This is a genomic window from Nocardioides seonyuensis (genome assembly GCF_004683965.1).
Classification (GTDB): Bacteria; Actinomycetota; Actinomycetes; order Propionibacteriales; family Nocardioidaceae; genus Nocardioides; species Nocardioides seonyuensis.
Genome location: NZ_CP038436.1, coordinates 1,215,739 through 1,227,657 on the forward strand (window position 1 = coordinate 1,215,739; position 11,919 = coordinate 1,227,657).

General features: G+C 64.8%; 13 protein-coding genes. 3 read left to right on the forward strand and 10 right to left on the reverse strand.

Annotation, left to right across the window (positions count from 1 at the left end; genetic code table 11):
- Positions 1-45 precede the first annotated feature (45 nt).
- The 4 genes from EXE58_RS06000 to EXE58_RS06015 all read right to left on the reverse strand — a co-directional run bounded on the left by EXE58_RS06000 (position 46) and on the right by EXE58_RS06015 (position 2,457).
- The gene (locus EXE58_RS06000; protein ID WP_135267018.1) at positions 46-741 is read right to left on the reverse strand and encodes a GAF and ANTAR domain-containing protein; all 696 of its coding nucleotides are present in this window, start codon (positions 739-741) and stop codon (positions 46-48) included.
- Positions 742-1,092: 351 nt separating this feature from the next.
- The gene (locus EXE58_RS19955; RefSeq protein WP_244242450.1) at positions 1,093-1,461 is read right to left on the reverse strand and encodes a hypothetical protein; all 369 of its coding nucleotides are present in this window, start codon (positions 1,459-1,461) and stop codon (positions 1,093-1,095) included.
- Positions 1,458-1,667: a hypothetical protein gene (locus EXE58_RS06010; RefSeq protein ID WP_135267020.1), complete on the reverse strand. Its 210-nt coding sequence runs from the start codon at positions 1,665-1,667 to the stop codon at positions 1,458-1,460. Before EXE58_RS06010 ends, EXE58_RS19955 begins: the two co-directional genes overlap by 4 nt.
- 292 nt (positions 1,668-1,959) lie before the next feature.
- Positions 1,960-2,457, reverse strand: a complete 498-nt coding sequence (locus EXE58_RS06015; protein WP_208544145.1) for a DUF3846 domain-containing protein — start codon at positions 2,455-2,457, stop codon at positions 1,960-1,962.
- A 475-nt stretch (positions 2,458-2,932) separates the two neighbouring features.
- Here EXE58_RS06015 and EXE58_RS06020 point away from each other — a divergent pair, with 475 nt between their 5' ends.
- Entirely contained in the window at positions 2,933-4,186 is a 1,254-nt protein-coding gene (locus tag EXE58_RS06020; RefSeq protein ID WP_135267021.1) for a hypothetical protein, read from the forward strand.
- Here the strand turns inward: EXE58_RS06020 and EXE58_RS06025 are convergent.
- Positions 4,183-4,599 carry a very short patch repair endonuclease gene (locus EXE58_RS06025; protein ID WP_135267022.1) on the reverse strand — a complete coding sequence of 139 codons (417 nt, stop codon included), beginning with the start codon at positions 4,597-4,599 and terminating at the stop codon, positions 4,183-4,185. The two genes, EXE58_RS06020 and EXE58_RS06025, sit on opposite strands and share 4 nt — an antisense overlap.
- Positions 4,600-4,651: 52 nt before the next feature.
- Here EXE58_RS06025 and EXE58_RS06030 point away from each other — a divergent pair, with 52 nt between their 5' ends.
- Positions 4,652-5,440, forward strand: coding sequence for an HNH endonuclease (locus EXE58_RS06030; protein ID WP_208544146.1), 789 nt, complete (start codon positions 4,652-4,654; stop codon positions 5,438-5,440).
- Here EXE58_RS06030 and dcm read toward each other — a convergent pair.
- From dcm to EXE58_RS06055, 5 genes are all read right to left on the reverse strand, one after another.
- The gene (dcm, locus tag EXE58_RS06035) at positions 5,366-6,841 is read right to left on the reverse strand and encodes a DNA (cytosine-5-)-methyltransferase (protein ID WP_135267023.1); all 1,476 of its coding nucleotides are present in this window, start codon (positions 6,839-6,841) and stop codon (positions 5,366-5,368) included. The two genes, EXE58_RS06030 and dcm, sit on opposite strands and share 75 nt — an antisense overlap.
- A gap of 78 nt (positions 6,842-6,919) precedes the next feature.
- Complete coding sequence (locus EXE58_RS20460; protein ID WP_425271672.1) at positions 6,920-7,282, reverse strand: nucleotidyltransferase family protein; 363 nt, start codon at positions 7,280-7,282, stop codon at positions 6,920-6,922.
- 389 nt (positions 7,283-7,671) lie between these two features.
- Complete coding sequence (locus EXE58_RS06045) at positions 7,672-8,331, reverse strand: hypothetical protein (protein ID WP_135267025.1); 660 nt, start codon at positions 8,329-8,331, stop codon at positions 7,672-7,674.
- A 43-nt stretch (positions 8,332-8,374) separates the two neighbouring features.
- Positions 8,375-9,379 carry a hypothetical protein gene (locus tag EXE58_RS06050; RefSeq protein WP_135267026.1) on the reverse strand — a complete coding sequence of 335 codons (1,005 nt, stop codon included), beginning with the start codon at positions 9,377-9,379 and terminating at the stop codon, positions 8,375-8,377.
- Positions 9,380-10,665: 1,286 nt separating this feature from the next.
- Positions 10,666-11,244, reverse strand: a complete 579-nt coding sequence (locus EXE58_RS06055; RefSeq protein ID WP_135267027.1) for a hypothetical protein — start codon at positions 11,242-11,244, stop codon at positions 10,666-10,668.
- A 333-nt stretch (positions 11,245-11,577) separates the two neighbouring features.
- Here EXE58_RS06055 and EXE58_RS06060 point away from each other — a divergent pair, with 333 nt between their 5' ends.
- Positions 11,578-11,892 (forward strand): hypothetical protein, encoded by a 315-nt coding sequence (locus EXE58_RS06060; RefSeq protein WP_135267028.1) that lies wholly within the window; start codon positions 11,578-11,580, stop codon positions 11,890-11,892.
- Positions 11,893-11,919 lie beyond the last annotated feature (27 nt).

Below are 11,919 nucleotides of genomic sequence, written 5' to 3' on the forward strand. Positions count from 1 at the left end.
GCCACCCTGACACGTCGGTGTGCATGGCGCCCTGCACCCAGCCGCCTACTGGCTCAGAACGTTGTCGCGGTTCGCCGTCGCGTCGTTGATGACCTCGTCCGCGACCAACCGCAGCTTGGTGTTGCTTGTCGACGACATCCGCGCAAGGAACGCGAATGCGCGAGCGTCGTCCAGGCTGTACTTGTGCATGACGATTCCGACCGCGCGGCCGATGACGGTACGGGTCTCGACTGCTTGCTTGAGCTGTGAGATCTCGCGGGCGTACTCGATGGCGGTCGCGGCCTGGTGCGCGAAGAGCTCGTCAAGGCCGTCAAGGTCCGCGAAGGCACCCTGCCGGAGGGAGTAGAGGTTCAGGGCGCCGTTGGAGTCGGTTGCATCGAAGAGTCGAACGGCAGCTTGGGCGCGGATGCCGGCGCTCAATGCGACCGGCGCGTACCGAGGCCACCGGGACTCGGTGCTGAGATCCGGGCTGGTCTCGTGGACGGTGTGCGTGGCCGCCTCGTAGCACGGGCCTTCATGGAACTCGTACTGGGCAGCGTCGAGGTCCCAGATGAGGTCGTCGGTGGGTGCCACGGTCTGCAGGCGGTCGTCGTCGTGCTTGATGGTGATGCTGGCGTGATCGACGTCTGGGAGGGCTTCCACGGCCGCCGCGGTGATCTGGGCCAGCGTGCTGTCGAGGTCGGCTGGGGTGAGAGTCGCTCGCAGACGGCGGCTCAGCTCGAGGTACTCCTGCTTGTCCACCTGCCGAACCTACTCGTTTCTCCCCCGTCCATCAGCACGATGGTCTTCTGGGCCCGGCTCCCCTACCGACGTTGCTCGGCCTCGGTGAGGAGCGGGCAGGTCAGGGGCTTGAGGCGGAGCCGCCTGTCGGAATCGAACCGACGACCTAGTCTTCTCGGTTTGATTCCGCCGATTCGCGCTCAGCAGAGCGGGTTTCCGCAGGTCATCACAACTGCTCGCTGTCCCGGCGCATCCCGATGCCTCTCCGTGAATCCCGGCTTATCCCTGCGAAACACCGGGGCAAACACCGGGGATGCGCAACGCGGCCTTTGCCCTACCGGCTTCTCACGTGGGTGGTGGAACCGTGCCGGTTCACTTTCGGTGGATACCGGGACGCTCGACCGAACCGGGAGACGCGTCGCTGTGGTCGATCGGAACAATGACTACGACCATCGACTGTGCTGGCTGCTCTTGACCAGAGTCATCGGTGGGCCCAATCAGACCCGCTTGGAGCAGAGCGAGAAACACCAAGCCGATAGCAAGCGCGACGGACAGCCCGAGGGCGAGGACAGGCGGGGTGAGCGCCAGGCTGATTGTCCAGATTGCGATGTCTCGAAGCCGGAGCGCCCACTCCTCTACGAACCCAGAGAAGCCTCTCTCAACGGGGTGCAGGTAGTTCTCTTGCCAGAACCATCGGTCCGCCTTGAGTGCCGCTTCATTCCGCGTCGTGTCGTCGGTCACCGCGTGCTCCAAACACGACGAAGCGCCCCGGCCAAGTCACACATCGTGTAGAAGATGACGATCACGGCAGGCGGGACAGTCAGGGCGAGCCGAACGGCGACGAACAGGAAGTTCTCGACAGGGTCAGATAACTCCTGATCCATCAGGCCGTTGATTAACGACGCCCAATAGAAGGTGCCGAGCAGGAAGAGCCCGTCGATTACCACTGACAGAAGGAGCAAGACCAAGAATCGTCCGTGGCGAAGCACGCGGGCGACGTCCGGAGGGAGAGCCCACCGGGACTCACGGGCCGATTCCGGCCCTGCCTCGCCTGTCACGAACGGGATACTAGAGGGCCGGGCACTCCTGATGGCCTCGTCTCGCAGCAAACTAGAGCGCTGACCCGCCTTTCACTGCAAACCCATTCCGGTACTCGCGATTTCTGTATGTGCCAACTTCGCCTCTATCCAGGTGGCCCCACACTTGTAGGTGTAGGGCCGCTCACTGACAGACGGCGGCTTAGTCGGGCTGGCGGAGTGGCCAACCCTGCCTTTCGAGGAGTCCGACGAGCACGTCGGAGACGTCCTGCTCTTCCTCTGACGGCTCGCCGGTGGCGGGGTCGAGGACGCCGACGACGAGACAGGTTCCGGCGAAGACGTCCTGTCGGTTCATCGAGTCAGGCGTGGTGGTCCGCGCCAGTGTGGTCGCTGCCTCGTTGAAAGGCAGGCCGAGCAGTCTGCCTTCCTCATTGCAGTAGAGGATGCCGTCGGCGAGCCTCACGACCTCGATACAGCCACCCACAACGGACTGCAAGGTGTCGAGGTCAGGGGTGATGGCGGCGATGTAGGGCGGCGCGTCGGCGGGGATGACGAGTGCGGCGATGATGCAGTTGACGATTTTGGCTCTCCAAGGGTGCGTTGAATGGGCCAGGGTCGCGTCCGCCACTGACAGCGGTCGTCTGCGGGGGAGTGCCACGGTCTCGATACGGCCATCGACGGCTGCGTGCGGCGTCTCCACTGACGGTTCCGGTCTGGCGAGAGGGCGGCTCTTGTGCCGGGATGATGAGTGTGGTGATGAGGCGGTCCGACGTTCACCGAACCCCCCTGAGTGTTTTGACCGTGCGCCAGGGTCCCGTCCACCACCGACAGTCGCCCAGGGTGTCGGTGCCCTCTGTTGCACTATGGCACGTGGCTGAATCAGGACAGGGCGTGTTCCGTGCCGTTGTGACCCGTGATGGGCAGGCGGCGGCCCGGCACGACAGCAGGTTCGTGGCGGCGAACTGTCTAGAGACGCGGACACCGGACCCCGACGGGGCACTGTGGGAGGTCCAGTTCGAGGACGGCTTCTGGATTATGGCGAGCACGCCAGACCTCACCTTCGACCGCTAACCCGCCAGCGGCTGCTGTCCCTGTCGGGACAGTGTTCCCCAGTCGGTAGCGCTTCCCTGGTTGAATGACCCCCGCATACATGGTGTCCACCAGCGGGAGTCGGCGTGGCCGTAGACGACGAGCGTCGCATCACTGCTGGCCCACGCCGCGAGAACATCATCGCTGCGTTATCCAGGGAACTCGACCCGCGCGACACGTTGTCGGCGGCGTCCCGTCTGGATGAGTTGATCGTCACCCCGACACCGCGGCCAATGATTGTGTCTGGAGATATTGACGGGCTGGTCTCTGCCTCGATGCTCCGCCAGGCGGCTCCCACATGGGATGCGGTCGCGCTCATCGTGAAGTCCGGCATGGTCTACCTTCACCCCGACGTTGTGGGTGGCCTCAACCTTGCTGACTGCTTCGGTGTGGACGTGTACTCGACGTACATCCCAAACGTGTCGAACCACGTGGCGTTGTGGGGCGGGAAGAAGGCAGGCGGCTCGGCGGAGGCACTTGCTGCCGCTCAGGCTTACGACACCGAGGTGATTGCCCGGTCCAAAAGCACACTGCTCGCCACGCCGTCGTTATGGGCTGGCATCGAAGGGTCCTACGGGGAAGCCGGAAAGCGATACCGGGCGGCGGGCTACCGGTATCCCCTTGGCACAGCCCAGGTCCTGCTCGCGATGCTCGAAGTGACGGGTCGGTCTCCCAAACTCTTCGACCGTGAGTACCTTCCTTGGCTAATCGCGAACTGCGACGGCGGCCTGAAGACCATCCGCGACTACCCGCACAACGTGCCGATGTGGTGGGGATGCCTGGCCGCCGCAGTCGGCCCCGCCTCCATCAGCGAACAGATCTACCAAGTCGCTGCGACCCAGCGACCGACAGAGTTCGTCGACACCGTGAACCGGCTCCGCGCTGAAGGCCACTTGGTGGCGGGGTCCCCCGCGGGCCACCTCGACGACTCGTGGAACCTCCGCACGCAGTCACTCACCGACATTGCACCAGTCGTGCGCTGGATTAGCAGCCTTTCAGGTTGGCCGGACCCGTTCCGCGGCGGAGCCGAAAACCTCGCCAAGTGGACGCCGGTCCAACTGACCAAGGCAGGGAAACTTCTCACCTCGGGTCTACCAGCCGGTGCCAGCACTGACGAGCGGGTCGAGAAGTACAAGGCGCATCTGCGAGCCTCGCTCGACGCTGTGCACACGAACTTCGCGTTCTTTGACCAGTCCCAGCGCCTCGGCTGGGTGGCGCCCTGGGATACCGCTCAGCAGCCCACGGCGGGTGATCTGCCCGATGCACTCCAACCGACGCGTGGCCTCTTCGAGACCGAGGAGTCCATCGCCGACGCCGACCCCGGACAGGTCGTCATCTAGCCAGAAGCGAGCACCCTTCTGGCCGCAGCGGCTGCATCTCGCGTCACCTCGTGCTCCCAGACCCGGACCACTGTCCAGCCTGCCTCTTCGGCAAGTGCTGTGGCCCGGAGGTCCCGTTCGCGGTTTCGACGCATCTTATCCTCCCAAAGCCCTGCGTTGGGGCCGGTGAATGGGGTCCTTCGGCCGTGCTCGGGACAGGAGTGCCAATAGCAGCCGTCCACGAAGACCGCGACGTGACGCCCAGGCAACACGACGTCAGGCGTGCACCCTTTCGCGATTCTGCGGTGTAGACGGAAACGCGCCCCGGCCGCGTGCAGGGCGCGTCGCAGCAGCACCTCGGGATGCGTGTTGGTCTTGGTGCGGCCCGACAGGTGTGCGCTCTTCGGTGTCCTGGTCCACTGCTGGCTTGCCATGGTCTCGCGCGTCTTCCGTTACGAACTACGTGGTGTCCCCTAGCCTGCCTGGGTGGCCAAGGTCTACGGCAGGCATTTTCCTGAGCGCCCGTTGATGGGTGTCATCTCAGACCTGCTCGGCATTGAGCACTTCACCACGTCGCGCGGCTCCAAGGTACGCAAGGACTTCCTCCAGGCAGTGGGGAAAGGGCTTGGCCTCCCTGAGACGACAATCGCCGCACTGGAGACCAAGGACGACGTCCTTACTGCGGTAGTGGAGGCAGCCACCCAGGAACCGATGGACCCGGGCTTGCTTTCACGTGGGGGAACAGTCACCAACGAAGCACTCCAGATCATCATTGACGGCATCACCCGCAACGGTGTTGTCGGGCGACCTCAGATGCCTGACGTCGAGCCCGAACTGGTCGCGGAAGCCGCGGCCCTCGGCATCGACTTCGAAGACTTCAAGGACGCACGGGACCGTCGGCTCATCGAGATGGCAGTTCGTGAGGGTCAGAACCAGTTCCGGAACAGATTGCTCGACGCCTACGACGGCAAGTGTGCGGTGACCGGGTACGACGCCGTCGACACCCTGGAAGCGGCCCACATTTACCCGTACCGAGGACCGGCGACCAACCACGTGACGAATGGACTTCTCCTGAGAGCGGACATCCACAAGTTGTTCGACCGAGGGGGCATCGCCATCCATGAGACTAGCCATCATGTGCTGGTCCGGGCCAACTTGATGGTCACTGCTTACGCGCCGTTGTCTAAGGCTGCCCTGCGCCTACCGCGCCGCCGCAGTGAGCGTCCCTCGACTGCTGCCCTCCGGTCCCACCGTGAGTGGGCGGGCCTCGTGTAGCGGCTTCTCCAACTCCTCGTCGGGGTTGGGCGACGAGGCGAGGACCGCTTCGACCAAGTGCGGGGCGAAGTGAGCGATTTCGTCCTTGTGCGTAAGCACGTACTCACGGAAGACGTAGTACGCCGCGCCGACGTTGACGCCGTTGCCCATCTGCTTGTACGAGGCGGGGTCGGACTGCTCCACGATGGACCCGTCCGCCCTCTCCTGCTTGAACTCGAACCAGTCCGGCAGCCCTTGGAGTCGAGCCGCTTCACGTGGCGTGAGCCTGCGACGCTTCCCGATGATGCTGGTCTGCGTGATGGCGACGAGCGCGGGCACATAGGTGGGGCGCTTGGCGCGCACACCAGATGGCCGGAAGTGCATCACGGTGTCGTCGAGGGGCACGTGGTCCTGCGCCTGCCATTCGAACTTCTGTCGGGACGCGGTGAAACCTTTGATGCTCGGGAGCCACGGGTCAATTACAGACCGATGACGCTCATAGAAGACGGCGTTCTTTCGGTAGAAGTCGGCCTTCCACTTCGGAATCTCGTCGCCTTCGAGCCGGGCGGCCTCGATGAGGTCTTCTGCCTCTTCGACAGTGCGGAACTCGTTCGCCCAGATGGGGAACCCCGGGAGTCGCTCATTTGGCTCTAGCCTCTCCGCCACCTGGTGGAGCAGCGTGTCCCAGGCGTTGATGATGTCGACCTCGGCCTTGTCGAGGATGTACCGCTCGGGGTGCTCAATCTCGTCGTCGGGCAGGAGCAGGTGCTTGCGGAGGTCCCACGACTGCGGGTTCCACCCGTCCACGGGTCGCGGGAGCGCGATGGGGTCGTCTCCCCGCTTAGCGACACCCGGTCGCACCTTGTGGGCGAGGATGAATACCCGCTCTCGCACCTGCGGACGACCACCGAGGTGTGGCGGGAGCAGGTGCGGCGAGAACACGGCGGGCTTGTCAGCGACGCGGTATCCGAGGTCGCGGAGGTTGCGGAGGATGGTCTCCCAAGTGTCCTGATGGTTGGGACCAGCGAGGTTGCGGACGTTCTCCAGCAGCACGACCGAAGGGCTGCGCTCCTTGAGGACGTTGGCGATGTTCCAGAAGAGGGTGCCGCGGGTCTCGTCCATTCCGCGCTGGAAACCTGACTTGGAGAAGGGCTGGCACGGGAACCCTGCGGCGAGGACATCCACAGGCGGCACTTCCATTCGCCCCTGGTCAGTCAGGGGGACGATGTCGCCTTCGACCTTCTTCGCGCCATCGTCGGAGCCTCCGTCACGGAGGGGGCGAACCCAGTTGTGGTCGTAAACCGCCTTGGCGTTCTTGTCGATTTCTGACGCGAACCAGAGGTTGCCTCCCATTGCGCCGAGTGCCGCGTGGAAGCCACCCACGCCAGCGAAGAGGTCAGCGAAGGTGAAGGAGGCGGTCACAAGAGCGAGATTATAGGTCCAGAGTGCCGGATTACATGAGCCGCGCCGTCGAACGCGTGTTCGAGGTGATCAATCTTGTCACCCTTGGAATGGCACGCCTGAAGCGCGTGGCCGGTCGAGCACTTCACCGCCAAGGGGGGTCGTCGTGGATGACATCCACCCGGAGGCCGAGCACCTCTTCAAGGTTCGTCTACGAGAGCCATCATGTCGAAGAACGAGAACCCGGCGGGCAGGGTCTGCAAGGAAGTCCACATCACTGTCCGGGGTGGCGGCTCCTCGTGCGTACGAACCGTCCAGCCGAACTCGTGTGGCTCCGTGTTGCGCGAACGCATCGCGGCCCGCCACACGCACCTGTGACGTGAACGAAGTGCGACTGGGGTGTGGAAGACGCTGAGTGTGAACACAGCCGCCGACACCAGTGGCAGCACAGCGCCTTCGCACATATGTTCGACGAAAGCCTAGGGTGGCGTGGTGAGGGTTGGGCAGTCGTCAGAGGTCGAGGTGCTCGTCGAGAACGCCTGGCGGTTTGGTGTGTTGCGTTCGTGGCGGCAGGACGATGGCGGCAACTGGTGGGGGATGGTTTCCTACGCGTCTCGGCCGGGTGAGAGCCGCCTTGATTCGTTTCCAGCGGAGCACGTCCGCCAATTGGTGTACTGCCCGTGGTGGCAGGGGCACCGAGATTGTCTCGGGTGGACTGGCTGCGCGAACGAAGCCTCGGCGACGTGAACAAGCCCCACCCCCAAGCAGTTTGGGTGGGGCTTGTTCGCTCGCGGGTAGGTCACCGGCGTCCCGAGGGACACCCGGTACTGGTGGGCATGTGACTGACTGCCTCAGCACCAGTGGTCGCGGTACTCGTTCCCGCAGAAGTGGCCGTAGACGCCGATGAGGGGCAGGTACTCGCACTCCGTGCACTCGATGTCGCCGACATCGTTGATAGCGAGGCCCTCGATGCCCAGCACAGCGCTACGCAGCAGCCAGCCGCAGTCGGCGAGAGCCGTCAGGATGGCACAGAACGCTGCACCAGCCATCCGGTCGCCATTCCGGTCGCGTAGCGGCACGACGACGCCTTCGTGACCGTCAAGTGCCGCCTCGACGCTGTCGGCGAACGCCTGGGCTTTGCCGCGGCTGGGGAACGGTCCGCGAACTGCCCCCGTCCCGTCGCGGGCGGTCACGACCACGACGTGTGCGGCCCCCTCTCCACTGCTGGACTTATCGAGTACGCCATCAACGACAGCCCAGGCACTGGCGACCTGCCACGACGCGAACTTCGCATTGTCATAGTCACGAGGGCAAGGGAACGTGATGGCCTCCTCAGGAAGATTGGGAAGCGACCTATGGGCAAACGTCTGTGCCTGGGTGAGTGTGGGGAAGGGCCCGAAAACCTCCCGTCCCGTGCTGGCGTTGACGAGGACTACCACCGCATTTTCGGCGGCGGAGCAGGAGCCCGAGACATGGTGGGTCATGGGAACGATGGGCGTGGAGGTGGTCACGAGTGATGTCCTTCTACTGGAGGGAGCGGTGGTTGTGGGTAGGTCAGGCGACGGTGGCCGAACGTGAACTCCCGCGGGCAGCGAAGACCCGTTCGCCACCCAAGAGGGGAGCCCCTGCAGGGCCCTTGACGAACGCGTGAATCCAGACGTGGCGATGCTCTTCGAGCGACGCGTACCACTGCCTCCGCCAATGACCACGAACGATGTGACGGTTGACGAGGGCACGTCCCGTGCCTCCCGACTCTGCACGCTGCTGGGTGGCCAGCGTGATGACACGCACCCCCGCGCTCGGGTCGACAACCCCGGCGCGCCGATGCCGACGCCGGTCGCTAGACGACAGAGGCTGCTCCCTGCGGCTTGATGTGACCGTGGGCTGCGAGAGAAGGGTCCAGAACGCCGCAGCCACGCGCTGGAAGAACAGGGGCACACTCCCGGCGTCCACTGGGACTTCGCCGTGCACGGTGCCAATCAGCGTGTCGACTTCCCACGCCACTGTCGTGAAGGGCGTAAGCCGTGGGGCGTCATCGGGCGCCGCGTTACCAATGGCCTCTGCGAAGTCGTTGGTACGGACCCACGCGGTGAGCACGACCGAGGCCCCCCTCCCGTCACGGAGCAGGGGATGGCCAGCAGGGAGGGTTTGCCACGCCAGCGCCTGAATCGGCGCGTGCGGCGCGATGTCGCTGCGGTCCGGAAGAGGCGTCTCGAACCACAGCACGCCTGGTTCGGGACCAGTCGGGATGTCTGTTGCGCGAAGGGGCTGGTCAGGCATCGTCGGCGCCGCAGCATCAATCAGCGACACCATCGAAGCGTCGGCGACGAACAGTTGGGCGGCGGCGAGTGCCTGCTCATCCGTGTTGGCCCACAAGGCCGCTTGCTCACGTGACTCAGGCAGCCACGGGTTGAGTCCCAGTACGCCATATCCAGCGAGCACCCCGGTGGAGCCCTGCAGGGTACGGACCAATCGACGTCGACCGTCAGCGGCGGCCCGCGCCATCACGTTGGTGTTCATGCCGAACTTGTTCCGCTCGCGGGTCTTGTTCTTGGACATCTTGCGTCTCCTTCTCGTGGTGTCCCTGGCTGGCTGGTTGCTTGCCTGGTGACGAGGAGAAAGGTGCCTCGGCCGAGTGGTGCTGGTCACGAATCCGGGGAAGTATCCGCAAGCCGGAGTTGTCGACGGCTGTCGTGCTCCAGAATTAGGTGAACCCCTCGCCTTTGAGGTGTTTCCGCAGGTCAAAGCCGTGCGGAACATCTGCGGAGTGAGTGGTTGTCACCCACGAACTATCCGTCGAAAGCCGCCATCCCCGTGTCTCTCTCGCCCGGCCGTCGCTACCCGCCCTCCCGAGTGCGCGCCATGTCATCTGGTCTCCAGCCCGACCCACTGGAGCCGCACCAGATAGACGCGTCGGCACCGGGGCAGGGTCGGTCGCTCGTCCGGAAGTCACCAGACGGGACCCGGTGGTGTCCCTTCTGCCAAACCACTCTGACCGGCCGTGCGGGTGCGTGCGATGACTGTCGAGACCGTCGACGCGCCGCTCACAGGGCCACCGAGGCGCAAGCCCGAGAAAGGACCAACGCTCAAGGTCAGACCGAACGCCTGTCCACAGAGCGCGCCATTGAAGACCTGCTCGGCGCTATCGACGGCGTGATGCTGGCTCTGAGCCGGGCCACGTCACAGAACAACCGCGGAATGCTCGCTTATGGAGACCGCACGATGCGCGACTGGGTCGACGCCATCGACCGGCTCGACGAGGTCACGAAGACAGCCCGCACGCTGCAAGGACGCCGCCCGTGACAACAACACGGCGCTATGCCACCTCCGAAGTACTGCGGCTGCGAATAGACCGTCATCCTGAGCCGTTGGAGCCGTTTGCCATCGAGACGATGGAGCATCCAGATGGGACACCAGTGCGTCGCGGCCGTGGGCTGACTCGACGTGCCGCCGACGGAACCCGATGGTGTCCGTACTGCCAGACCATCCTGACGGGCAGCCAGCGAGCCTGTCAGGAATGCCGCCAACGTCGGTCCGCGCACCTCGACTTCATCAGGCCCCGTGCCTCCCCGCGCCCAAGGCGACGGGACCCAGCCTTCGACGAGGTGGAAGACCTCCTGCGGGCCGTAGAGCGTTTGACCCGCACGGCACGAAGCCGCCTCACTTCGGGAGTAGACGGTGAGGAGGTCAAGTGGGGTGCACTAGAGGACGTGTTTATGGCCTGTAAGGAAGTTGAGGTCCTCGCGTCGCTCTGGAGAGACGGCGCCTGACTCTCACTCCTCGGAGACGCAGCAAGGGCCGCAACGACATTTGGGTTGCGGCCCTTGCTGCGCTTGTGCTCGCGGTTAGGTGAGGAAGTTGTCGAGGACGTCGGTGTAGATGTGCCCGTCAAGAGGGACCCCACTCGGGGTGAACACCGGTGCAGCAGCGAGGTAATAGATGGGCGCCTCCCCCCGCTCCGCGGCCCCGGCAGCAATCTCGCCCCAGTCCACGGCTTCCTGGCCCTCGAAGAAGATGCCGACCACGGTGCGCGCGCCTGAGTCCCACTCGACGAGCACCACGTGGGCAGTCGTAGCGGTGACAGGGCGAGGACCGGTCGGCTCGGGCACGTTGAAGGCGTCAGCGATGTCAGCGAGCATCGCGTCCGCCTGCGCGACTGCGGCACCGGGGAGCGGCTGCCCACACGACTGGTGCACAGCGGCAACTCCAATGCCCGTGAAGGTGATGCCCTGCTCTCGCGCGCGACGCATCGCAGCCGCCGACCACTCCCCTGCCTCCTGTTGGGTCGGAAACGGTCCGACGGCAGAGTGACGCCCGTCCGGGTGGTCCACGACCACCACGTGCGCCGCGGCCTGCTTGTCTTCCTCCCACTCCGCCTGGTCGAGCGACAGACCCAGAGCCCGGGTGTTGGTGGGCTTCGCCATCAGTGCCTCCTCGCAGCCAACCACGCACAGTGCGCAGTCGGACGAGTATGCGGAAGACCACCGACAGCCACTCTCCGTTCTTGCTGACCTTTCGACCTCGTGGGTGGCGCGATGACTCACGTGCAGACCAGCACAGCGCCGGGCTGGTGGAGGCATAGGGCCTCGTGAACAGAGCGAAGCGAGAACACAAGTCAGACCCGAGCAGCAACTGCCGAACATCAGGCGGCGTGGACGGTGGCTGAGCAAGCGGCACACCTCGCCGGACACCCCCTCTCACGAGCACCGCTCAGTCCAACACCAGCCAGCACGACACGGCCGAAGAAGCCGACACCCATGACGACGAACGACCAAGAGACCGCGACCCCGGACAAGCAGAACGACACGACCCCAAAGCAGGACGACAAGACACCGCCGCGCAGTCCTGGCAGGAAGGTGTGCGCAGCCATGGCCTCCGCCGTGGTCGTCTACGGCGCGGCGTCCGAAACCGGCGAACAGGGGCAGGACCTGCTGCTCTCGTCACTTCTCGCCGACGACACCACCAACCAAGTGGATGCCGCGTCCGCCGTTCTCTTCATCGCGTTGATAGCGGCGGGGACGTGGGCCGGTCGCCGCTTGCTGCTGCCGTGGTGGTTCCCTCCGAAGAAGTGACTGCAACATGTGCCGCCCGGTGGTGTT

Bases quoted from the DNA above. Each gene is read 5' to 3' on its own strand.
- EXE58_RS06025 (WP_135267022.1), bottom strand. From the start codon at position 4,599: ATGGCAAGCCAGCAGTGGACCAGGACACCGAAGAGCGCACACCTGTCG.
- EXE58_RS06050 (WP_135267026.1), bottom strand. From the start codon at position 9,379: ATGTCCAAGAACAAGACCCGCGAGCGGAACAAGTTCGGCATGAACACC.
- EXE58_RS06055 (WP_135267027.1), bottom strand. From the start codon at position 11,244: ATGGCGAAGCCCACCAACACCCGGGCTCTGGGTCTGTCGCTCGACCAG.
- EXE58_RS06060 (WP_135267028.1), top strand. From the start codon at position 11,578: ATGACGACGAACGACCAAGAGACCGCGACCCCGGACAAGCAGAACGAC.